The sequence below is a fragment of the Frankia alni ACN14a genome, from assembly GCF_000058485.1.
GTDB lineage: Bacteria > Actinomycetota > Actinomycetes > Frankiales > Frankiaceae > Frankia > Frankia alni.
This window is the reverse complement of record NC_008278.1, coordinates 3378177-3399494: the sequence shown is the minus strand read 5'-3', so window position 1 is coordinate 3399494 and position 21318 is coordinate 3378177. Positions and strand designations below refer to the sequence as shown.

Annotated in this window: 20 protein-coding genes; 15 read left to right on the top strand and 5 right to left on the bottom strand. The window is 74.6% G+C overall.

The window, feature by feature from the left end:
* Positions 1-40: 40 nt before the first annotated feature.
* Both FRAAL_RS13665 and FRAAL_RS13660 read left to right on the top strand, forming a co-directional pair.
* Complete coding sequence (locus tag FRAAL_RS13665; protein ID WP_041939288.1) at positions 41-2812, top strand: branched-chain amino acid ABC transporter permease/ATP-binding protein; 2772 nt, start codon at positions 41-43, stop codon at positions 2810-2812.
* A complete protein-coding gene (locus FRAAL_RS13660) occupies positions 2809-3636 on the top strand; it encodes an ABC transporter ATP-binding protein (protein WP_011604276.1) in 828 nt (275 codons plus the stop codon). Before FRAAL_RS13665 ends, FRAAL_RS13660 begins: the two co-directional genes overlap by 4 nt.
* Before the next feature lie 197 nt (positions 3637-3833).
* Here the strand turns inward: FRAAL_RS13660 and FRAAL_RS13655 are convergent, their stop codons facing one another.
* Complete coding sequence (locus FRAAL_RS13655) at positions 3834-4589, bottom strand: FadR/GntR family transcriptional regulator (RefSeq protein ID WP_011604275.1); 756 nt, start codon at positions 4587-4589, stop codon at positions 3834-3836.
* A 595-nt stretch (positions 4590-5184) separates the two neighbouring features.
* Between FRAAL_RS13655 and FRAAL_RS13650 the strand changes: the two genes are divergently transcribed.
* From FRAAL_RS13650 to FRAAL_RS13620, 7 genes are all read left to right on the top strand, one after another.
* Complete coding sequence (locus tag FRAAL_RS13650) at positions 5185-6009, top strand: hypothetical protein (protein ID WP_011604273.1); 825 nt, start codon at positions 5185-5187, stop codon at positions 6007-6009.
* An 8-nt stretch (positions 6010-6017) separates the two neighbouring features.
* Positions 6018-6956 (top strand): LLM class F420-dependent oxidoreductase, encoded by a 939-nt coding sequence (locus FRAAL_RS13645; protein WP_231861637.1) that lies wholly within the window; start codon positions 6018-6020, stop codon positions 6954-6956.
* A complete protein-coding gene (locus FRAAL_RS13640; RefSeq protein WP_011604271.1) occupies positions 6947-8179 on the top strand; it encodes an iron-containing alcohol dehydrogenase in 1233 nt (410 codons plus the stop codon). Before FRAAL_RS13645 ends, FRAAL_RS13640 begins: the two co-directional genes overlap by 10 nt.
* The gene (locus FRAAL_RS13635; protein WP_041939287.1) at positions 8176-9636 is read left to right on the top strand and encodes an aldehyde dehydrogenase family protein; all 1461 of its coding nucleotides are present in this window, start codon (positions 8176-8178) and stop codon (positions 9634-9636) included. The genes FRAAL_RS13640 and FRAAL_RS13635 overlap by 4 nt, the downstream gene beginning before the upstream one ends.
* Positions 9633-10385: an SDR family NAD(P)-dependent oxidoreductase gene (locus FRAAL_RS13630; protein WP_041939286.1), complete on the top strand. Its 753-nt coding sequence runs from the start codon at positions 9633-9635 to the stop codon at positions 10383-10385. The genes FRAAL_RS13635 and FRAAL_RS13630 overlap by 4 nt, the downstream gene beginning before the upstream one ends.
* A complete protein-coding gene (lhgD, locus tag FRAAL_RS13625) occupies positions 10382-11614 on the top strand; it encodes an L-2-hydroxyglutarate dehydrogenase (RefSeq protein ID WP_050997116.1) in 1233 nt (410 codons plus the stop codon). The genes FRAAL_RS13630 and lhgD overlap by 4 nt, the downstream gene beginning before the upstream one ends.
* A 66-nt stretch (positions 11615-11680) precedes the next feature.
* The gene (locus FRAAL_RS13620; protein ID WP_011604267.1) at positions 11681-12544 is read left to right on the top strand and encodes an alpha/beta fold hydrolase; all 864 of its coding nucleotides are present in this window, start codon (positions 11681-11683) and stop codon (positions 12542-12544) included.
* Between the two features lie 476 nt (positions 12545-13020).
* Here FRAAL_RS13620 and FRAAL_RS13615 read toward each other — a convergent pair whose 3' ends face one another.
* From FRAAL_RS13615 to FRAAL_RS13600, 4 genes are all read right to left on the bottom strand, one after another.
* Entirely contained in the window at positions 13021-13923 is a 903-nt protein-coding gene (locus tag FRAAL_RS13615) for an HpcH/HpaI aldolase/citrate lyase family protein (protein ID WP_011604266.1), read from the bottom strand.
* Complete coding sequence (locus tag FRAAL_RS13610; RefSeq protein WP_011604265.1) at positions 13913-14491, bottom strand: MaoC family dehydratase; 579 nt, start codon at positions 14489-14491, stop codon at positions 13913-13915. Before FRAAL_RS13610 ends, FRAAL_RS13615 begins: the two co-directional genes overlap by 11 nt.
* 263 nt (positions 14492-14754) lie before the next feature.
* Positions 14755-15516, bottom strand: a complete 762-nt coding sequence (locus tag FRAAL_RS13605; RefSeq protein WP_011604263.1) for a 3-hydroxyacyl-CoA dehydrogenase — start codon at positions 15514-15516, stop codon at positions 14755-14757.
* Positions 15517-15560: 44 nt separating this feature from the next.
* Entirely contained in the window at positions 15561-16412 is an 852-nt protein-coding gene (locus tag FRAAL_RS13600) for an SDR family NAD(P)-dependent oxidoreductase (protein ID WP_011604262.1), read from the bottom strand.
* Between the two features lie 295 nt (positions 16413-16707).
* Between FRAAL_RS13600 and FRAAL_RS13595 the strand changes: the two genes are divergently transcribed.
* From FRAAL_RS13595 to FRAAL_RS13570, 6 genes are read left to right on the top strand one after another with little or no spacing between them, the layout of a single operon-like run.
* The gene (locus tag FRAAL_RS13595) at positions 16708-17100 is read left to right on the top strand and encodes an FAS1-like dehydratase domain-containing protein (RefSeq protein WP_011604260.1); all 393 of its coding nucleotides are present in this window, start codon (positions 16708-16710) and stop codon (positions 17098-17100) included.
* Positions 17097-17498: a MaoC family dehydratase gene (locus FRAAL_RS13590; RefSeq protein WP_011604259.1), complete on the top strand. Its 402-nt coding sequence runs from the start codon at positions 17097-17099 to the stop codon at positions 17496-17498. Before FRAAL_RS13595 ends, FRAAL_RS13590 begins: the two co-directional genes overlap by 4 nt.
* Positions 17498-18292, top strand: a complete 795-nt coding sequence (locus FRAAL_RS13585) for an enoyl-CoA hydratase/isomerase family protein (RefSeq protein ID WP_011604258.1) — start codon at positions 17498-17500, stop codon at positions 18290-18292. The genes FRAAL_RS13590 and FRAAL_RS13585 overlap by 1 nt, the downstream gene beginning before the upstream one ends.
* A complete protein-coding gene (locus FRAAL_RS13580; RefSeq protein WP_011604257.1) occupies positions 18277-19659 on the top strand; it encodes a phenylacetate--CoA ligase family protein in 1383 nt (460 codons plus the stop codon). Before FRAAL_RS13585 ends, FRAAL_RS13580 begins: the two co-directional genes overlap by 16 nt.
* A 15-nt stretch (positions 19660-19674) precedes the next feature.
* Positions 19675-20097 carry a hypothetical protein gene (locus FRAAL_RS13575; RefSeq protein WP_162137474.1) on the top strand — a complete coding sequence of 141 codons (423 nt, stop codon included), beginning with the start codon at positions 19675-19677 and terminating at the stop codon, positions 20095-20097.
* Entirely contained in the window at positions 20094-21296 is a 1203-nt protein-coding gene (locus tag FRAAL_RS13570; protein ID WP_083866792.1) for a TIGR03857 family LLM class F420-dependent oxidoreductase, read from the top strand. Before FRAAL_RS13575 ends, FRAAL_RS13570 begins: the two co-directional genes overlap by 4 nt.
* The last annotated feature ends 22 nt before the right edge of the window (positions 21297-21318 follow it).

Sequence of the window (21318 nt, the reverse complement as noted above, 5' to 3'; positions counted from 1 at the left end):
GCGCCCCGGCCGATCCGGGGTGCGCGTCGAAAGGACGGACATGGTTCAGCATCTGGTCTTCCTGTGCCTGGGCATCGGGAACGGCTCGGTGTTCGCCGCCCTCGCCCTCGCGCTGGTGGTGACCTACCGCAGCTCGGGGGTCGTCAACTTCGCGACCAGCGGGCTCGCGCTCTACGCGGCCTACACCTATGCCCTGCTACGCCAGGGCAAGTTCATGATCCTCATTCCCGGGCTGCCGAAGACCGTCGACCTGGGTTCGCAGCTCGGCCTGGCCGCGGCGATGGCGCTCTCCCTGGCGATCACCGGCGTGCTCGGGCTCCTGCTGTACCTGGTCGTGTTCCGGCCGCTGCGGACCGCCCCGCCGGTTGCGCGGGCCGTCGCCTCGATCGGCGTGTCGGTGGTCTTCACCGGGCTCACCGCCGCCCGGCTCGGCACGACCCCGCTGTCCGTGGAGCCCATCTACCCGTCCAGGCTCTGGACGCACGGCTCGTTCCGGGTCGCCTCCGACCGCGTCTACTTCGCGCTGACGATCCTGGCGGTCGCGCTGGCGCTCGGCGCGCTGTACCGGTTCACCCGGTTCGGCCTGGCGACGCGCGCCGCGGCGGAGACGGAGAAGGGCGCCTACCTCAGCGGCATCTCCCCCGACCGCATCGCCGCCCTGAACTGGATCATCGGCGCGCTGGTCGCCGGGCTCGCCGGCATCCTCATCGCCCCGATCGTGCCGCTGGTGCCGGTGGCCTACACGCTGTTCATCGTGCCGGCGCTCGCCGCCGCCATCCTCGGCCGGTTCCAGTACCTGGTCCCGGCGGTCGTGGGCGGGCTGGCCATCGGCATGCTGCAGTCCGAGACGCAGCACCTGGAGAGCCTGCACCACTGGCTGCCCTCCTCGGGGCTGCCCGAACTGATCCCCCTCGTGCTGATCCTGATCGTGCTGGTCGTCCGGGCCCGCGCGCTGCCGGAACGCGGGGCGGTCATCCTCAGTTCGCTCGGCCGCGCCCCTCGACCCGCGCACATCCGGCTGAACCTGCTGGTCTTCGGCGCCCTCGCCGTCATCGGGTTGTTCGTGCTGCAGGGGCAGTGGCTGACCGCGCTCATCACCAGCCTGGTCTTCGGGGTGATCGCGCTGTCCATGGTCGTGGTCACCGGCTACGCCGGCCAGGTCTCGCTCACCCAGCTCCCCCTCGCCGGCGCCGCCGGCTTCCTCGTCGGCCCGCTGACCGACGACTGGCACCTGCCGTTCCCGGTGGCGCCGCTGGTCGCGGCCCTGTTCGCGATGGTGCTCGGCGTGGTCATCGGCCTGCCGGCGCTGCGGGTGCGGGGCCTGACGGTCGCGGTGGTGACGTTCGCGCTCGCCTACGCGCTGGAGGCGATCTGGTTCCGCAACAGCGACATCGTGCCGAGCAGCGGCGTCGACGTGCCCAGCCCGTCGCTGTTCGGCTGGGACCTGGGGATCGGCTCGGGGCCGTCGTATCCCCGGGTGCGCTTCGGCCTGCTCTGCCTGGTCGTGCTCGCGCTGACCGCGGTCGCCGTGGCCCGGCTGCGCACCAGCCGGCTGGGTTCGCAGATGCTCGCCGTGCGGGCCAACGAACGCTCGGCCGCCGCGGCCGGCATCAACGTCACCCACATCAAGATCGTCGCGTTCGCGATCGCCTCGTTCATCGCGGGCGTCGGCGGCTGCCTGGTCGGCTACCAGCAGGGCAACATCACCTTCGACCCGGTCAGCGCGTTCTCCGGCCTGGCCCTGTTCACCACCGTGTACATCGCGGGCATCACGTCGGTGTCCGGCGGCGTGCTGGCGGGCTTCCTCGCCGTCGAGGGCCTGTCCTACCTGATCATCGACAAGATCTTCTCCACCGGCCTGTGGTACGACGTGCTCAGCGGGGTCGGCGTCGTCCTCACCGTGGTCCTCAACCCGGAGGGCATCGTCGGGCCGGTGCACTCCTACGCCGAGCGCCGCCGGCGCCGCGGCCTCGGCGCGCCGGTGCTGGGCTCGCACGCCGCCCCGGTGCCCGCGCAGACGCGCCCGGCTCCGGTCCTCGGGCCCGACGTGCTGACCGTGCGCGGGCTGACCGTCCGCTACGGCGGCGTGGTCGCCGTCGACGACGTCTCGTTCGCCGCGCCCGAGGGGGCGATCGTCGGGCTGATCGGCCCGAACGGCGCCGGCAAGACCACGCTGATGGACGCGATCAGCGGCTTCGTCTCCTGCGCCGGCACGGTGGAGCTGGCCGGGACGCCCGTCGAGCGCCTGGCCCCGCACGAGCGCGTCCGCGCCGGCCTCGGCCGTACCTTCCAGGCCATCGAGCTGTACGAGGACCTGTCCGTCGCGGAGAACGTCAGCGTCGGCACCACCGCGCTGCGCGGGCGTGGCGGTGGCGGGCGCGACGGCGGGCGCGACGGCGGCGGGCGCGACGGTGCGCACCGCGACGTCGAGGCCACCCTGGCGCTGCTGGGGCTGGCGGAGGTGCGCGACCGGCCCGCCGGCGAGCTGTCCCAGGGGCAGCGCCAGCTCATCTCCATCGCGCGCGCCCTGGCCGGCAACCCGCGGGTCCTCCTGCTCGACGAGCCCGCCGGCGGCCTGGACACGACCGAGAGCCAGTGGCTCGGCGAACGGCTGCGCGACATCCGCGACTCCGGCGTCACCATCCTGCTCATCGACCACGACATGAGCCTGGTCCTCGGTCTGTGCGACCACATCGAGGTGATCAACTTCGGGTCGGTCATCGCGTCGGGACCACCTGCGGAGATCCGCTCCGACCGCCGCGTCGCGGCGGCCTACCTGGGCAGCACCCACGCGGCGGAGGTGCCGGCATGACGACGACTCTCGACTCTCCCGGTCCCGGCGGCCCCGATCCGGCCGGCCCTGGCGCGGTCACCGGGACCGCGGTCCTGCGCACCCGCAACCTGGTGTGCGGCCACGGCCGGGTACCGGTGGTCCGCGGCCTCGACCTCGACCTCGACCGGGGCTCGGTGCTCGCCGTCCTCGGTCCGAACGGGGCCGGCAAGACGACGCTGATGACGACCCTCGCCGGCCTGCTGCCGCGCCTGGGCGGCGAGGTGCTCGTCGAGGGGCAGCCGCTGCCCAACGCCCGACCGGCCGCGACCAGCCGGGCGGGGATGGTGCTGGTCTCGGACGACCGGGCGCTGTTCTCCGGGCTGTCGGTCCGGGAGAACCTCACGATCGCCCGCCGGCGGGGCGGCCCGACCGTCGGCGAGGCGCTGGAGGTGTTCCCGGCCCTGAAGCGGCGCCTGTCGGTCAACGCCGGCGCCCTGTCCGGCGGAGAGCAGCAGATGCTGGCCGTGGCCCGCGCCCTGGTGCAGAACCCGCGCATTCTGCTCGTCGACGAGATGAGCATGGGCCTCGCGCCGGTGATCGTCGAGGAGCTGCTGCCGGTCGTGCGGCGCATCGCCGACGACACCGGCGCCGTCGTCGTGCTCGTCGAGCAGCACGTGCACCTGGCGTTGGAGGTCGCCGACCGGGCGATCGTGCTGGTCCACGGAGACGTCACCCTCAGCGGCGACGCGGCCGCACTTGCCCGGGACCCGCAGCAGCTCGAGGCCGCCTACCTCGGCACCGTCGAACCCGCCCCCGCACCCGGTTCACCGGCCACCGGGTCCGCCGCCACCGGGGCTGCCTGACCTCGGTGGCCGGGCCCGGGCCACCGGACGCGGACCAGGCCCGGCCACCGAGAGGTCCCGGCCACCGAGAGGGCCCGGCCGCAGAGAGGTCCCGGCCGCAGAGAGGTCCCGGCACCGAGAGGGCCCGGCCGCAGAGAGGGTCGCGGCCGCAAAGAAGCCTAGACCGCCGCGGGGCGTGGCCCCCGAGGCGGCGCCGCTCAGCTCATCATCTCGACGACGGTGGTGGCCAGCGGGCCTTCCAGGTAGTGGCGGGTGGCCTCGTCGAGGTGGCGCAGCCACAGCCGGTGGACGAGGTCGGGGCGGCCCCGCTTGATCAGGTCGACCAGGCGCACGTGGCTGCGATGCACCTCCACGGTCTCCTTGCGGGTCTGCCCCTGGTCGACGTTCAGCGCGTAGCGCCGCCGGGCGGTGCCGACGATGTGGTACATCATGTCGAGCATCACGGCGAGGGTCTGGTTGTCGGCGAGCTCCGCCATCAGCCGATGGAACTCCTCGTCGTGCACGATGAAGGCCGACGGCTCGTCCAGGTGCGCCTCGGCCCTGGCCAGGCACTCCTCCAGCCGGGCGATGTTCTCCGGCGTCGCCGAGGTCGCGACCAGCCGCGCCAGCGGGGCCTCCACCTCGGCCCGGGCCCGATAGACGTCGGCCATCGTGGTCCCGCGGTATTCCAGCACGTAGCCGACGTAGCGGGCGGCGACGTCGCCGTTGGGGATCTGCACCCGGGCCCCGCCGTGCACGCCGCGCCGCACGGTGATCAGCGACTCCGACTCCAGGATGCGGAACGCCTCGCGCAGCGTCGGCCGGCTGACGTGGAACTGCTCCATGAGGGCCGACTCCGAGGGCAGGAGATGGTCCTCGAGGAGCTCGCCGGTGATGATCTGCCGACGAATCGTCGCGGCCACGAGCTCAGCCGCCTTGGGTACCCGAATACCGGCGGTCGTCACAGCCGTCATCCCTCGTCTCTGCGGCTCCCCGGCGCGGGCCCGCAAACGGGGCGGAGCCGCGGCGTACGAGAGCCGACCTGGGCCGAAATTGTCTACCGGAATTGTGGACTCTACATCTTTGACGTCAGCACCGATCGCAGCCGACCACCCACACCGGCCCGCGTCACCGCGCTGCGACTCCCGGCCCCCGACGGCCGGCCGCCCCGAGCCCAGCACGGCCACGGCCACGGCCACGGCCCGCGCTGCGCCGCACAGTCTGCCGAGCCGCGCCGGTGACCCACGATCCGCCGCCCATTCTAGGCCCTGCAGCCCGACCGACGGCGACGGAGGAGCACCCTCAAACGGTTATATGAATCACAGAATTATGTACTCGTGCCGACTCTCCGTCATCACCGTCCGGTCGATCCAGCCGGACAGGACCGAGCCAGGGCGGACCAGCGGGCCACCCGGCGGGACGGCGGCGCGCGGCCAGGCCCGCTCGCGTCGGCGGCTCCACCGGCGCGGCATCGGTGGACAGCATCGGAGCAATAAAGTTAGATGAATGTGCTCCGTAAGCTGATGTAGGTCTTTAACGAGCCGGTGGACGCCGGGTCAGAGGGACAATGTGAAGATCACGGGTCTCGCACTCGCGCTGCTGGACATCCCGGCGCGGTACACCCAGGAGTACAACCGCTGGTACGACCTCGACCACCTGCCCGAGCACGTGGCCAAGGCCGACGTCGTCGCCGGTCGGCGGTACGTGGCGACCCCGGCCACCCGGGCCACGCCCGGGACACTGGCGGGCGAGCTCACCAGCGGCCACCCGCCCTACGCGACCATGTACCTGTTCGGCGGCCCGCTCGACTTCATGTCCGAGCAGGCGTTCGCCGGCTGGCGCGACACCGACCGCGCGATCACCCGGGCGGGGCGCTTCTGGCGGCAGGGCCGGCCGGTCTTCACGAGCTGGTGGCGGCTGACGGCGGCGCACACCCGCCCGTCGATCGACGTCTCGGCCGACGCCGTCCCTCACCTGGCCCACCAGGGGGTCGTCGTCAGCATCGGCCGAGCCGGCCCCGGCGGACGCCCGGCGGCGCTGGACTGGTGGGAGCGTACCCAGCGCGACGACCTGTACGAGCTGCCCGGCCTGCTGGGGACCCTGCAGCTCGAACCGGTGGAGACCGGCGAGCAGGACCTGGTGCTGCACGTCCTGCTGTGCGCGCAGCCGGCGGCCGAGGTCCTCGCCGGACTCACCGCCGTCCGCAACCGCCAACGCCTCACCGGCCGGTTCCCCGCCCACGGCGGCGCCCACGAGACGCTCGCGCTGCTGCCCTACGAGCGGATCATCCCGCTCCAGTACGACTTCGACATGGGCGAGCCCGCCGAATCCGCCGCATCCACCGCATCCGCCCAGCCCGCCGCACCCACGCCCACGCCCGCGGGCCGGCCGTGATGCGCTTCATGGCCGAGTACAACGTCCGCAGCGATCCGGACGCCGGCTGGCTGGACCCGGACAACGTGGCCACCTTCGCGCGGACGCTGGAGGAGGTCGGCTTCGGCGCGCTGGCGTTCACCGACCACCCGGCGCCCAGCGCGAAGTGGCTGGCGGCGGGCGGACACGAGACGTTCGACCCGTTCGCGGCGCTCACGTACTGCGCGGCCGTCACCCGGCGAATCCGGCTGATGACGCACCTGGCGGTCGTGCCGTACCGCAATCCCCTGCTCCAGGCCCGGTCGATGACCACCGTCGACGTGCTCTCCGGCGGGCGGGCGATCTTCGCGCTCGGCACGGGCTACCTGCGCTCCGAGTTCGCCGCCCTCGGCGTGGACGCCCACGAGCGCAACGAGCTGTTCGACGAGGCCGTGGAGGTCATCCGCAAGGCCTGGACGCAGGACGTCGTCGAGCACACCGGCCGGCACTTCCACGCCACCGGGCAGGCCATGCTGCCCCGACCGGTGCAGCGCCCGCACCCCCCGCTGTGGCTCGGCGGCAACAGCGGGCTCGCACTCGACCGGGTGGCCCGGTTCGGCCAGGGCTGGGCCGCGCTCGTCGGCTCCCCGCAGCTCGCCCGCAGCGCGCGCACGACGTCGATCACCTCCACCGCGCAGCTCGCCGACCGCATCCGGGAGCTCGAACGTCGCCTGCACGCCCGCGGGCGCACGCTGGCCGAGATCGACGTCCTCGCCCCCACGCCCGCCGGCGTGCTCGCGAACGGGTGGTCGCCGGCGCAACGCCTCGACGAGCTGGCCCGCCTGCGCGAGGCCGGGGTGACCTGGGCCGGCGTCGTGCTGCCGGGCGGCGGGTTCGCCGCCGCGATGGACAGCGTCCGCCGCTTCGGCGCCGAGGTCGTGCCCGCCCTGACGCCATCTGACGACCATCGGAGGACAACGTGCTGCTAGATCTCGCCGGTACCGGCGCGCCGGCCTTCCTCGCCCCCCGGCAGGTGCTGACCGGCGCGGGGTCCGCCGCCACGGCGGGGGCGGCCCTGCGTTCCTGGGGGGTGGCCCCGGGGCGGGTGCTCGTCGTCGCCGACCGGGTGGTGTCCGAGGCGGGGCTGCTCGCCACCGTGGTCGGCGGCCTGGCGGACGCCGGCTTCGGGGTGACGGTGTTCGACGAGGTGGCCGGCGAGCCCACCGACACCGTGGTCGCCCGGGCCGCCGAGCTCGCCCGCGCCCACGCGGTGTCGGCCGTCGCCGGCGTCGGCGGCGGCAGCGCGCTCGACCTCGCCAAGGCCGTCGCCCTGCTCGCGACGAACACCGGCGGGATCGCCGACTGGGTCGGCGTGGTCGAGCCGCCGGTACCGGTCGCGCCGCTGCTGCTCGTGCCGACCACCACCGGTACCGGCTCCGAGGCGACCCGCATCTCGATGATCACGATCGGCGGCGCAAAGAGCATCCTGAGCTGCGCCCAGTTCGTCCCGCTCGTCGCCGTCCTCGACGCCGACCTGGTGGCCGACCTCCCCGCGGCCGTGGTGGCCTCGACCGGCATGGACGCGATCGCCCACGGCGTCGAGTCGATGCTGTCGACCACCCGCACCGCGCTGACCCTGGCGGTGGCCACCGAGGCGGTGGCGATCCTCACCGCCAGCCTCGAACGGGCCGCCCTCGACGGCGACCGGGCCGCCCGGGGACGCGTGCTGTACGCCTCCCACCTGTCCGGGCTGGCGCTCAATGCGGGGGTCGTGCTCGGGCACAGCCTGGCCTACGTCATCGCCCGGCACGCGCCGATGCCGCACGGGACGAGCTGCGCGCTGGCCCTGCCCTACTGCCTGGCCTACGACCGCGACGTGCCCGAGGCCCTGGCCGCGCACATCGCGCGGACCGTCACCGCCGGGGAGAGCACGCGGCTGCGGGCGGCGGCGGAGCGGGTCGACGACCTCGCCCAGCGGCTCGGCCTGCCCCGCTCGCTCGACGCCGTCGGCATCTCCGCCGACCTGCTGGCCCAGATGGCCGCGGAGACCGTCCGCGACTTCCCGCGCCCCACGAACCCGGTCCCGATGGCGACGGCGCCGGTGCACCGCCTGCTCACCACGATGCACCGCGGCAGCGTCGACGACGCGTGGGAGCTCGACCTCACCCCGAACCCGGACCCGAACCCCACCTCGGATGGAGTGGCCGCGTGACCACCACAAGCGATCGTCCCGTCCTCGTCGCCGGCGCCTGGGACGCCGGCGCGCACGACACCTGGATCCCCGTACTCGACCCCGCGGACCTGCGCCGCGTCGTCGCCCGGGTGCCCGCCCTGGACGCCGCCGACATCGCCCGCACCTACGACGCCGCCGAGGCCGGCGCCCGCTCCTGGCGCGCCGCCGGGCCCCTCGAGCGCGGCGCGGTGCTGCTGCGCGCCGCCGGCCTGCTGCGCGAACGCGCCGCCGACATCGCCCGCGACCTCGTCCTGGAGATGGGCAAGACCCTCGCCGAGGCCACCGGCGAGGTGGGAAAGGCCGCCGACTTCTTCGAGTACTACGGCAGTATGGCCCGCGCGCCCCACGGCTACGAGTTGCCCGACGGCCGGCCGAACACCAGCATCGCCGTGCGCTACGAACCCGTCGGGATCGTGCTGGCCATCACGCCGTGGAACGACCCGCTGCTGACCCCGGCCCGCAAGCTCGCCCCGGCGCTCGGCGCCGGCAACGCGGTGGTGCTCAAGCCCGCCACCGACACCCCGCTGGTCAGCCTGCACCTCGCCCACGCGCTGCTCGACGCCGGGCTGCCCGCGAACGTGCTGTCCGTGGTGACCGGCCGCGGCCGCGACATCTCCGGCCCCCTGCTGGCCGACCGCCGCCTCGCCGCGGTCACCTTCACCGGCAGCAACGAGGTCGGGCTGGCCATCATGCGCACCGTCGCCGGGCGCAACCTGCGGGTCCAGACCGAGATGGGCGGGAAGAACGCCACCGCGGTGCTCGCCGACGCCGACCTCGACCTCGCCGCCGACACGATCGCCGCCGCCGCCTTCGCCCAGGCCGGGCAGCGCTGCACCGCGACGAGCCGGCTCGTCGTCGACGGCGCGGTCCGCGACGACCTGCTAGCGGCGCTGGGCCGCCGCGTCGCCGCGCTGCGGCTGGGCCCCGGCCTCGACGCGGGCACCACCATGGGCCCGGTGGTGAACACCTCGCAGCGCGACTCGGTGCTCGACCACGTCGCGCGGGCCCGCGCCGAGGGCGCGACGCTGCTCGCCGGCGGCGGCACCCCGGCGGACGACGGGCTGCGCCACGGCTGCTTCGTCGAACCCACGATCCTCGGCGACGTCACGCCGGCGATGTCGATCTGGCGCGACGAGGTCTTCGGCCCCGTCCTCGCGGTGCGCACCGTCGACGGCTTCGACGAGGCCGTCGACGCGGTCAACGACTCGGTCTACGGCCTGTCGGCGTCGCTGTTCACCCGGGACCTGGGCGCGGCCCACCTGTTCCTCGACCGGGCCGACGCCGGCCAGGTCGCGGTGAACCTGCCCACCTCCGGCTGGGACGTGCACCATCCCTTCGGCGGCTTCCGCGAGTCCGGCTCGCCGTTCAAGGAGCAGGGCCTCGAGGCGCTGCACTTCTACCGCCGGGCCAAGACCACGGCCATCCGGTTCCGGTGACGGGGGCGCTGGCGGGACGCACGGTGCTGGTCACCGGCGCCGGGCGGGGCCTGGGGCGGGCCATGGCGCTGGGCGTCGCGCAGGCCGGTGCCACGGTCGTCGCAGTGGCCCGCACGGCGGGTGAACTCGCCGAGACGGCGGCGTTGGCCGAGCCCGGCCGCGTCCACGTGCTGCCCTGGGACCTCGCCGCGCCCGACACCGCCGACGACCTCGTCGCCGGCGCGCAACGGCTGGCCGGACCGCTGCACGGCGTCGTGCACGCCGCCGGGATCCAGCACCGGGCGCCGGCGGCGGACTTTCCCGCCGACGCCTGGGCGCGCATCCTGACGGTCAACCTGAGCGCACCGTTCTTCCTGAGCACCGCGGTGCACCGGGCGCAGGCGGCCCGGGGCGAGTCCGGCAGCCACGTGTTCATCGGGTCGTTGGCGAGCTCGATCGGGCTGCGCAATGTCGCCGCCTACGCCGCCAGCAAGGCCGGCGTCCTCGGCGTCGTGCGCACGCTCGCGGTGGAGTGGGCGGCGAGCGGCGCCCGGGTGAACTGCGTGGCCCCCGGCTACATCCGCACCGCGCTGACCGAGGACCTGTTCGCCGACGCCGAGCGCGCCGCCTGGGTCGCCGGACGCATCCCCATGGGCCGCCTCGGCGAACCCGCGGACCTCGCCGGTGCCGTCGTGTTCCTGCTCGCCGAGGCGTCGGCGTACATCACCGGACAACTGATCAACGTCGACGGAGGGTGGCTCGCCGGATGAGCGTGTCGGAGGATCGCGGCGGGCGGGCGACGTTCGGGGTCGTGGGGGGCGGCATCATCGGGCTGGCCGTGGCCCGCGAGCTCGCGCTGCGTCACCCCGGCGCCGAGGTCGTCGTCGTCGAGAAGGAGTCGCGCCTCGCGGCCCACCAGACCGGGCACAACAGCGGGGTCATCCACGCCGGGCTGTACTACCAGCCCGGCTCCCTCAAGGCGACGCTGTGCCTGCGCGGCGGCGCGCTGCTGCGGGAGTTCAGCCAGCAGCACGGCATCGGCTTCCAGGAGCTCGGCAAGCTCGTCGTGGCCACGAACGACGCCGAGCTCGAGCAGCTGGCCGTCATCGAGGACCGCGCCCGGCGCAACCGGGTACCCGACCTGGTCCGCCTCGACCGGGCCGGGATGGCCGAGATCGAGCCGCACATCACCGGGATCGCCGCACTGCACTCCCCGCACACGGCGATCATCGACTACGGGGCGGTGTGCGAGGCACTGGCGGCGGACCTCACCGCACGGGGCGGTCGGGTGCTGCTGTCCAGCCCCGTCACCGCCATCCGGGACCAGGGCGATCGGGTCGCCGTCACCGCCGGCGGGCGCATCCTGCACGTCGACCGGCTCGTCGCGTGCGGCGGGCTGTCCAGCGACGCCCTGGCCGCGATGGTCGGCGACCCGGGCGACGTGCGGATCATCCCGTTCCGCGGCGAGTACTACCACCTGCGCGCCGGGCTGCGCGACCGGGTGCGCGGCCTGGTCTACCCGGTGCCGGACCCGCGCTACCCGTTCCTCGGGGTGCACCTGACCCGCGACCTGACCGGCGGCGTCCACGTCGGCCCGAACGCCGTGCTCGCCCTCGCCCTGGAGGGCTACCGCTGGCGCGACGTCAACCCGCGCGACCTCGCCCGGGTCCTGGCCTGGCCGGGGATGCGCCGGCTGGCCCGCGAGCACTGGCGCAACGGCCTGGCGGAGATGGCCGGCTCGCTGTCCCGGCGCCGCTTCGCCGCCGCGGTGCGCCGCTACCTGCCGCAGGTGCGGGCCGGCGACCTCACCCGGGCGCCGGCGGGCGTGCGGGCGCAGGCCGTGCGTCGCTCGGGCGAGCTCGTCGACGACTTCGTGATCCGCACCAGCGGGCGGGTCACGGTGGTGCGCAACGCCCCGTCCCCGGCCGCCACGTCGTCGCTGGCGATCGCCGAGCACATCGTCGGCGAGCTCGCCGTCACCGGAGGCGCCCGCCCCTGACCGGCTGGTGACGGTCCGCCGCCATTCGGACGCGCATCTCGCCCCGGTGCGCGGCAGGATGGCGACATGAGTGGAACCAGCACCGCGGGGCCGGGCGCCCCCTCCCACCCGGCGGAGAGCCACGCGCACGTCCGGGGCGCCGAGCTCGCCTACACCGACGCCGGCGCGGGCCCCCTCACCGTCTACGCCCACGGCCTCACCCAGAGCCGCGCGTCGGAGGCCGCGTCGGGCCTGTTCGACTGGGCACCCGTCGTCGCCGCGGGCCGGCGCCTGGTGCGCTACGACGCCCGGGGCCACGGGCGGTCCACCGGCGACCCGGTCCCGGCGCAGTACACCTACTCGCAGCTCGCCGAGGACCTGCTCGCGCTGCTCGACCAGCTCGCCGGGCCCGCGCCGGTGGCCGGGATCGGCTCGTCGATGGGCACCGCCACGCTGCTGCACGCCGCCGTGGCCGCGCCGGGCCGCTTCGACCGGCTGGTGCTGACCGCACCGCCGACCGCCTGGGCGACCCGGCCAGCCCAGGCCGACCTGTACCGGCGGGGCGCCGACCTCGTGGAGACGCGCGGCCCGGCGCTGTTCGCCGAGCTCGCCGCCGGCGCGCCCGTACCCCCGGTCTTCGCCGACGTGCCCGGCTATCCGCCGGCACCCGACGTCAGCGAGAAGCTCTTCCCGTCGGTCCTGCGCGGCGCCGCCGACTCCGACCTGCCCGCCGAGCAGGCCCTGGCCACCATCGACATTCCCGTCCTGATCCTGCCCTGGGCCGGCGACCCGGGCCATCCCGTCTCCACCGCCGAGCGGCTCGCCGCCCTCATCGACGGCGCCCAGCTCCAGGTCGCCGAGACCGGCGCGCAGCTGGCGAGCTGGGGCGCCCTGGCCGCGGACTTCCTCGGCTCGGGCAGGGGCGCGGGCAGGGGCGCGGGCAGCGCCTGATCACCGCCCCGGCCCCTCCCCCACAGCCAGATGCTGCCGGCGGCACAGGTGCTGGAGGTTGATCGGCCACCGCGCCGGCTGCAGGGCCACCGACCTCCAGCGATCCGCGCCCAGGCCGCGACCGCCCAGGAACCACGACCGCCCAGAACCACGGTCCGGGAACAGCACGGTCCGGGAACAGCATGGGAATCCCACGACCGCCTCCGGTTTCCCGGCCGGATGGCGGCCAGATCGTGCCGAGGTTTAGGCACGGTTTTTCGCCCAAAAACCGTGCCTAGCCCTCGGCACGATTCTGTAGTCAGGGAACGTCGGAAAGTGCCCGGCTCTCGGCGGCAGGCGGCAGGCGGCAGGCGGCAGGCGGCAGGCGGCAGGCGGCAGGCGGCAGGCGGCAGGCGGCAGGCGGCAGGCGGCAGGCGGCAGGCGGCAGGCGGCAGGCGGCAGGCGGCAGGCGGCAGGCCAGTATCGGGGCCGCCCGGCTACCGCCCCGCGACGCTCTCCACGGCATGCAGCAGGTGCTCGGCATGGCGCAGGATCGGCGCGTCGACCATCCGGCCCTCGAAGGCGAACACGCCCACGCCCGCCTCGCCCGCCGCCGCCAGCACGCGCCGCGCCCAGGCCACCTCGTCCGCCGACGGCGCGAAGGCCGCCCGGACCACCGGGACCTGCTTCGGGTGGATGCAGGCCTTGAGACCGAAGCCGCTGGCCGCGGCGTCGCGCGCCTCGGCGGCCAGCCCGTCCAGATCGGCGATGTCCAGATAGACGGCGTCGATCGCCTGGCGCCCATGCGCACCGGCGGCGAGCAGGATGGCCGCGCGGGCGTGGCGGGCGACGTCGCGGTAGCGCCCGTCGTCGAAGCGGCTCGACCGGCCGCCCAGCCCGGCGACGAGGTCCTCCGCGCCCCACATCAGGCCGACGACGTTCGCCGCCGCGGCCAGCTCCGGCGCCGCGAGCACCCCGCGGGCCGTCTCGCACAGCGCGATGACCGCGAAGCCGGCGAGCCGCTCGACCTGCGCCGCCGACTCCGCCTTCGCCAGCATGACCAGGCGCACGCCCGTCCCGTCCAGGGCCGCGAGGTCCGCGGCGAAGTCCTGGGTGCCGGCCGGGCTGACCCGTACGACGGTGCGGGCCGGGTCGAGGGTTGGCAGGGCGGCCACCAACGCCTCCCGGGCCGCGGGCCGCGCCGGGGGCGCCACGCCGTCCTCCAGGTCGAGGATGACGAGGTCCGCGGAGTCCGCCGCCCGGGCGAAGCGCTCCGGACGGTCGGCGGGGCAGAACAGCAGCGTCGTGCCGGTGAGCCCCGCCGTACCCGCCGATCCAGCCGTACCCGCCGATCCAGCCGCACCCGCCGATCCAGCCGCACCCGCCGACTCAGCCGACATCCGACCGCACCCCGTCCCGCGTGGCCGCGCCCGCGTCCACGGGGCGCAGGAGCATCAGCGCCGAACGGGTCGCCGTGGCGACCACGACGCCGTCCTGGTTGCGCGCCGTGTGCTCGAACTCGACGACGCCCGTGTCCGGCCGGCTGCTCGACAGCCGCCGGCTGCGCACGACCGTCTCCGCGTAGAGGGTGTCGCCCACGAACACCGGCGCGGGGAAGCGCACCGCGCCGAAGCCGAGATTCGCCACCGTCGTGCCCTGCGTCAGCTGTGCCACCGACAGCCCCACCAGGGTCGACAACGTGAACAGGCTGTTGACCAGCCGCTGCCCGAACGGCTGCGTCGCACTCCAGGCCTCGTCGAGGTGCAGGGCCTGCATGTTCATCGTCAGCGTCGTGAACAGGGTGTTGTCGGCCTCGCCCACCGTGCGGCCCGGCCGGTGCCGGTACACGACCCCCTCGGCCAGCTCGTCGTAGTAGAGCCCGCGCTGCTCGATGACGGGCCGGCCGTTCACGGGCTGGCCGTTCACGGGCTGGCCGTTCACGGGCCGGCCGTCCACCGCGGCGGCCATCAGCGGGCACCCGTCGTGGCGGGCGGACGACCGACGTGCGGCCTGCCGGCACGGGAGACCGAAGCGCGCATGATCACTCTCCTCTGGTCCAGGGCGAGCGCACGCGGCTTCACCTCGTCGACGACGACGGCCGGGCGCTCTGCCCGCCGGACCGCCGCACCCTCCCGGCCGGCGTCCGCATTCCCCATGGAAGACGGACCGGGCGAGCTGACCGAACGCCCGCTCACCTGCCCGTCAAGGCGAATCCTAGCCGCCTGGCCTGGTCAGCGGGGCGCCATGCGGATCGCGCCGTCGAGGCGGATCACCTCGCCGTTGAGCATCGGGTTCGCGACGATGTGCTCGACCAGGGCCGCGTACTCGTCCGGGTTGCCCAGCCGGCTCGGATGCGGGACCTGCCGCCCCAGCGACTCCCGGGCCTGCTCGGACAGCCCGCCCAGCATCGGCGTCTCGAACAGGCCCGGCGCGATGGTGACCACCCGGATCGCCTTGTCGGCGAGGTCCCGGGCGATGGGCAGCGTCATGGCGGCGACGCCGCCCTTGGACGCCGAGTAGGCGGCCTGCCCGATCTGCCCCTCGAACGCGGCCACGGAGGCGGTGTTGACGATCACGCCGCGGTCGCCGTCGACCGGCTCGACCGTGGCGATCCGCTCGGCGGCGAGCCGGATGACGTTGAACGTCCCGATGAGGTTGACGTGGATCACCTTCGCGAAGGCCTCCAGCGGGAACACGCCGCCCCGCCCCAGCACCCGGATCGCGTTGCCGGTGCCGGCGCAGTTGACCACGACCCGCAGCGGGCCGAAGGCGACGGCGGCGTCGAGGGCGGCGCCGACCTCCTCGGGCTGGGTGACGTCGGCGGCGACGAACCGGGCGTCGTCGCCGAGCTCCTTGGCGACGGCGTCCCCGGCGGAACTCGGCAGGTCGAGCAGCACCACCCTCGCCCCGGCCGCCAGCAGGCGCCGCGCCGTGGCGAGGCCGAGTCCGGACGCGCCGCCGGTCACCAGAGCGATGCTGCCTGAGATGTCCATGCCTCGTTCTCCTTCGCGGGTCGGGTCAGTTCGTGGGGTCGCGGTCAGAAGGCGGCGTAGCCGCCGTCGAGCAGGATGCTGTCGCCGGTGTGGAAGGCGGACGCGGGCGAGGCCAGGTAGACGGCGATGCCGGCGAAGTCCTCCGGGCGGCCCCAGCGGCGCACGGGCATGCGCGGCAGCACCCGCTCGGTGAACCGTTCGTCGTGCAGGCCCTGGTGGGTCATGGGCGAGTCCGTCCAGCCGGGCAGGATGGCGTTCGCCCGGATGTCGTGGCGGGCCAGCTCCACCGCGGCCGCCCGGATCATGGCGGTCAGCCCGGCCTTGCTGGCGCCGTAGGAGTAGGCGCGGGCCTGCCCCTGCAGGACCGCGAGGCTGGCCGTGGCGACGAGGCTTCCCCCGTTGCCGAAGCGCACCATCGCGCGGGCCGCCTCCCGCAGGGTCACGAACGCCCCGTCGAGGTCGACCCGCGTCACCTCGCGGAACTCGGCGAGCGAGGTCTCCAGCAGCGGGTGGAACTGGGACGCGACCCCGGCGTTGACGAAGCAGGAGTCGAGCCGGCCGAAGGTCGCGGCGACCTCGCCCATCGCCGCGACCACCTGGTCCTCGTCGCCGACGTCGCAGAGATGGCCGGTGGCCAGCCCGCCCGCCGCGGCGATGCGTTCGACGGCGGCGGCGTTCTTGGCCGGGTTGGTCCCCCAGACGCAGACGTGGGCGCCGGCCGCGGCGAGCCCGCCCGCGATGCCCAGCCCGATCCCGCCGTTGCCGCCGGTCACCACGCTGACGTGGCCGGTCAGGTCGAACGGGTTGCGCCCGGCGGGCGCGTCCGCCGCCACGGCGCCGCCCGACGGCCGCCGGCCCGACTCCCGCACGATGCTCATCGCCGAGCCCTCGCTCATCGCCGATCCCTCCTGCGCCGGAACCGCTTCCGGGCGCGGTGCCGACCCGACCGTAGGATCACCACGGTATTTTAGTCAACCATCGCGTCGGTCAAATAAACTCTTGACTGCGAGCCCCGCCATGGGGGACGGTCGGCTCAGTCCCGACGTGACCCGCGCCACGGCCCCACACCCCCCGCGAACCGCCTGCACCGGCGGGCGGCTTCCCCTGACCGCCGCGGGGCCCGCGGCCCGCGGACCAGCCACGTACCCTCGCCGCGCCCACGGGCCGCGGACAGTCCCGACGGAGGTCGAGATGGACGAAAGCGCCAAGGGCAGAACCCTGGTCGAGGACGACCTCACGGTCTCCCCCGACGTGCTCGCCGCACTGGCCCGGGCCGTCGGCAGCCCCGCGGGGACGGCGACGGCCACCCTCGTGCCCTACTTCGGCGCGTCGGTCGGCGGCGAGTCGACGGCGGTCGACGGCCTCGGCCTCGACCTGTCCCGCGCCCTGCTCGCCGGCATCGACTACGACTGGCGCCGGCCCTTCACCCCCGGTGAGCGGGTGCACGTGCGGGTCACCGTGGAGGACGTCTTCCGCAAGGGCGCCAACCAGTTCGGCCTGCTCGCCGCCGAGTTCACCGACGCGGCCGGCGACCTCGTGCAGCGCCAGACCGTCACCTTCATCGAGCGTGGGAGCAGCAAGTGACCCAGGACGACAGCGCGACACTCACCCCCGGCGAGAACGTGGCCCTCGGCGAGCGCACGCGCGGCCCCGTGACCCGCGTGCAGATCGCCCGCTACGCCGGCGCGGTGGGCGACTTCAACCCCGTCCACGTCGACGACGAGTTCGCCCGCGCCTCCGGGCTGCCGTCGGTGATCGCGCACGGCCCGCTCACCGTGACGCTGGCGCTGGACGCCGTGGTCGAGCAGCTCGGCCCCCAGGCCCTGCGGTCGGCGAAGGCCCGGCTGTCCGCGCCGGTCTTCCCCGGCGACGAGCTGACGGTGGTGCCCACCGCCGACGGCGTCGAGGTCCGCAAGGCCGACGGCACCGTGGCGGCGACGGTCCGCCTGGAAACGGGCCGGGTGGAGACGGGGACCCGCTGATGGGGCACGAGTACATCACCCTGGACGACGAGCCCCGCGGCGTGCGGGTGCTCACGCTGAACCGGCCGGACCGGATGAACTCCTGGAACGCGGCGATGCGCCAGGAGCTGCGCGACGCCGTCGAGGACACCGCCCTCGACCCGGGGGTACGCGTCCTGATCATCACCGGCGCGGGCGGGCGCGCGTTCTCCGCCGGCGAGGACGTCAGCGGCATGGGCGACCTCACCGCGCTCGGCACCCGCGGGTTCCGCGCGCACGCCCGGCGCATCCACGACGTCTTCGACACGATCGAGGCGATGGAGATCCCGGTGATCGCCGCCGTCGACGGGGTGGCCGCGGGCGGCGGCTTCGAGCTGGCACTGTCCTGCGACTTCCGGGTGGCCGGCGACAAGGCCCGGTTCGTCATGCCGGAGGCGAAGGTCGGCCTCATCCCCGGGTCGGGCGGCTGTTCGCGGCTCGTCACGTACGTGGGGCGGGGCCGGGCCAAGGAACTGGTCATGCTCGGCGGCACGCTGCGTCCCGACGCCGCGTTGCAGCTCGGCCTGGTCACCGAGGTCGTCCCGGCCGGTACGGCGCTGGACGCCGCCCGGGCGATGGCCGACCGGCTCGCCGCGATGGCGCCGCTCGCCCTCGGCATGGCCAAGCTCGTGCTCAACACCTGCGCGGACGTCGACGGCGAGACCGGCCGCCGGCTGGAACGCCTCGGCCAGAGCGTGCTCAAGACCACCGAGGACCACCGCGAGGGCGCCGCCGCGTTCATCGAGAAGCGGACCGCGCAATGGCAGGGGCGTTAGGCCAGGCCGTCGACCAGCGGTTCTGGAACCGGGCGACGCAGACCGCCGATCGGGAACGGCTCGACGCGCTGCACCTCGCCCGGATCCGCCACCTGGTCGGCTGGGCCTACGACCACTCCCCGCTGCACCGGCGGATCTACGACGCGGCGGGGGTGAAGCCCGCCGACATCCGCACCTGGGACGACTACCATCACCGGCTGCCGTTCACCGACAAGCCCGACTACGTCCGCGACCAGGAGAGCTCGGAGTCGGGTTTCGGCGGCCTGGCGCTCGGCCCGGAACACTGGCAGCAGTACTTCCACACCACGGGCACCACCGGCCGGTTCCTGCACGAGGCGTTCAGCCAGTTCGAGATGCACAAGGCGGGCACCCAGCTCTGCTACGGCCTGTGGAGCCAGGGCGCCCGGCCACGGGACTCGATCTACTTCTGCTTCGACTTCGGCATGTGGGTCGGGCTGTGGACGTACTACTGGGGGGCGCGCAACCTCGGCCTGACCATCGTCTCCGGCGGCGGGGCCACCGGGGAGCAGCGGGTCCGCCAGATCCTCGAACGCCGCCCCGCCATCGTCTGCGGCACCCCCACCTACCTGCTGCACCTGGCCGAGATCGCCGAGCGGGCGGGTCTGGACCTGCGCCGCGCCGGGGTGCGCATCCTCGCCGGCGGCGGCGAGGCGGGTCTGTCGGTGCCGCGCATCCGCGACCGACTCGCCGAGGCCTGGGGCGCCGAGCGGATCCACGACGCCTACGGCATCGGGGAGGCGCTGTTCATCGGCCAGTCGTGCGACGTGTGGGCCGGCGGGGTGCACGCGATCGAGGACGTCTGCCACTCGTACTCGGTGGATCCCGCCTCGGGCGAGCCGGTCACCGACTCGGACGGGGTCGGCGAGCACGTCATCACCAGCTACACCCATCTCGTGCAGCCGTTCATCAAGTACCGCACGCACGACCTCGTGCGCATCGACGACCGTCCCGACCACGGCTGCGGGTGGACGTGGAAGCACTTCCCCGGCGTCGTGCTCGGCCGGTCCGACTTCATGGTCACGATCCGCGGAGTCAACGTGTACCCGACCGCGGTGGAGAACCTGATCAGCGAGGTCCCCGGCCTGACGCACCACTACGAGCTGCACCTGTCCCGCCGCGACGGCATGGATCGGATGCTCGTCCGGGCCGAGGCCGCGGCGGGGGTCGGCGCGCTGGCCGACCTGGCCGCGCGGCTGTCCGCGCACCTGCGCGACCACCTCGGCGTCCGGCTGGAGACCGAGATCGTCCATGCCGGGACGCTGCCGCGCTACGAGCTGAAGACCAAACGGATCTTCGACGCCCGCGAGCCGGGCGCACGAGCCACCACCACCCGAGAGAGGCGCTGAACCATGGCCGGCGCGGTGCAGGGAACGCGGACCCGCCCGGATCTCGATCGACTCCCGCCACCGGGACCGGGCGCCGAGCCGAGGCCGGAGCAGGGCCAGGCGGCACTGGGCACCGAGGCGGGACTGGGCACCGAGGCGGGACTGGGTGCCGACGTCGAGCGGCAGCGCGCCCGCCTGCTCGCGGTGCATGCCCTGCTGGCCCGAGAGCGGGAAGGCGCCCTGTCGCCGGCGATCGAGCGGGCGCTGGAGACGGCCCAGATGTACCTGTTTCTCGCGCTGGGCTACGTCGGCCACACCGACGAGCTGTTCCCCGACGAGCTCCACGACCCCAGCCAGCTCCACGACCCCGACGAACTCGACGAACCCGACGGGATCCGGGCCGCCCAGGCTGCCTCCCCGTCGACCGATCCGACCGAAGCCGAGGGAATCGAACCGTGACATCCGCCGACCACAGCGATGGCGTGCACGACGCCCCCGGCCTGCAGGGCGAACCCGACCTGGACGATGCCCCCCGCCTGCACGACGGCCCCCGCGAGCACGACGACCCCGGCCTGCACGACGACCTCAGCGTGTACGTGCTACCCGGGCGGGCGAGCGACCCCGCCCGTGCCCTGCGGGAGGCGCGCGACGCGGACCGGGCCGGCTTTGGCGCGGTCTACGTCAGCGAGCGGCTCGACCTCAAGGAGGCCGGGGTGGTCTGCGGGGCGCTCGCCGCGACGACCGACCGCTGCCGCGTCGGGACCGCCGTGATCCACCAGGGCACCCGTCATCCGCTCACCATCGCCGCGCTGGCAGCGACCGCGCACACGATGAGCGGCGGCCGGTTCGTCCTCGGGCTGGGCCGGGGACTGGGGGCGCTGGCGCCGTCGCTCGGCGTGGCGCCACCGACGCTGCGCGGTCTGGAGCACCTGGTGGGCGTGCTGCGGCGGCTGTGGGCGGGCGAGGCGATCCGGGAGGAGGGCGCGTCGGGGTCGTTCCGCGGGATGCGCTTCTCCGACCTGCCCCCGGACGGCGCGCCGCCGGTCGTCCTCGGCACCATCGGGCCGCGCGGGCTCGACCTCGCCGGTCGGGCGTTCGACGGGGTCATCCTGCACCCGTTCCTCACCGTCGACGCGGTGGCCGCCTCGGTGGCGGCGGTGCGCGGCGCTGCGGAGCGGGCCGGGCGCGATCCCGCCTCGGTCCGCGTCATCACCACCCTCGTCGCCGCGCCCGACCTGCCGCCCGACCGGGCGGACCTGGCCGTGCGCGCACGGGCGGTCAGCTACTTCCAGGTCCGCGGCCTCGGGGAACTGCTGGTCGAACGCAACGGCTGGGACCCGGCGGTGCTCGAGCGGCTACGGGCCCATCCCACCCTGACCGGCCGCGGCATCGCGGACACCGCCGTCACCCGCGACCGGCTGGTGGAATCCGCCGAGCTGATCCCCGCGCAGTGGTTCGACACCGGCGCGGCGATCGGGTCCAGCGCCGCGTGTGCGCGGCGGGCGGCGGACTACCGCGCCGCGGGCGCCGACGAGGTGCTGGTGCACGGCGCCTCCCCCGCCGAGGCCGGCGCCATGGCCGCCGCCTGGGGTGCCCTGCGCTCTCGTCCGAGCGCCGCACCCGCCTTCGCCGCTGCGGGCGGCGCGGCCGCCGGTTGACCAGCCCCCCGCAAGGAACCAC

Coding starts and splice junctions, on each gene's coding strand:
- FRAAL_RS13665 (WP_041939288.1), top strand. CDS start 41: ATGGTTCAGCATCTGGTCTTCCTGTGCCTGGGCATCGGGAACGGCTCG.
- FRAAL_RS13660 (WP_011604276.1), top strand. CDS start 2,809: ATGACGACGACTCTCGACTCTCCCGGTCCCGGCGGCCCCGATCCGGCC.
- FRAAL_RS13655 (WP_011604275.1), bottom strand. CDS start 4,589: ATGACGGCTGTGACGACCGCCGGTATTCGGGTACCCAAGGCGGCTGAG.
- FRAAL_RS13645 (WP_231861637.1), top strand. CDS start 6,018: ATGGCCGAGTACAACGTCCGCAGCGATCCGGACGCCGGCTGGCTGGAC.
- lhgD (WP_050997116.1), top strand. CDS start 10,382: ATGAGCGTGTCGGAGGATCGCGGCGGGCGGGCGACGTTCGGGGTCGTG.
- FRAAL_RS13620 (WP_011604267.1), top strand. CDS start 11,681: ATGAGTGGAACCAGCACCGCGGGGCCGGGCGCCCCCTCCCACCCGGCG.
- FRAAL_RS13615 (WP_011604266.1), bottom strand. CDS start 13,923: ATGTCGGCTGAGTCGGCGGGTGCGGCTGGATCGGCGGGTGCGGCTGGA.
- FRAAL_RS13610 (WP_011604265.1), bottom strand. CDS start 14,491: ATGGCCGCCGCGGTGGACGGCCGGCCCGTGAACGGCCAGCCCGTGAAC.
- FRAAL_RS13605 (WP_011604263.1), bottom strand. CDS start 15,516: ATGGACATCTCAGGCAGCATCGCTCTGGTGACCGGCGGCGCGTCCGGA.
- FRAAL_RS13600 (WP_011604262.1), bottom strand. CDS start 16,412: ATGAGCGAGGGCTCGGCGATGAGCATCGTGCGGGAGTCGGGCCGGCGG.
- FRAAL_RS13595 (WP_011604260.1), top strand. CDS start 16,708: ATGGACGAAAGCGCCAAGGGCAGAACCCTGGTCGAGGACGACCTCACG.
- FRAAL_RS13585 (WP_011604258.1), top strand. CDS start 17,498: ATGGGGCACGAGTACATCACCCTGGACGACGAGCCCCGCGGCGTGCGG.
- FRAAL_RS13580 (WP_011604257.1), top strand. CDS start 18,277: ATGGCAGGGGCGTTAGGCCAGGCCGTCGACCAGCGGTTCTGGAACCGG.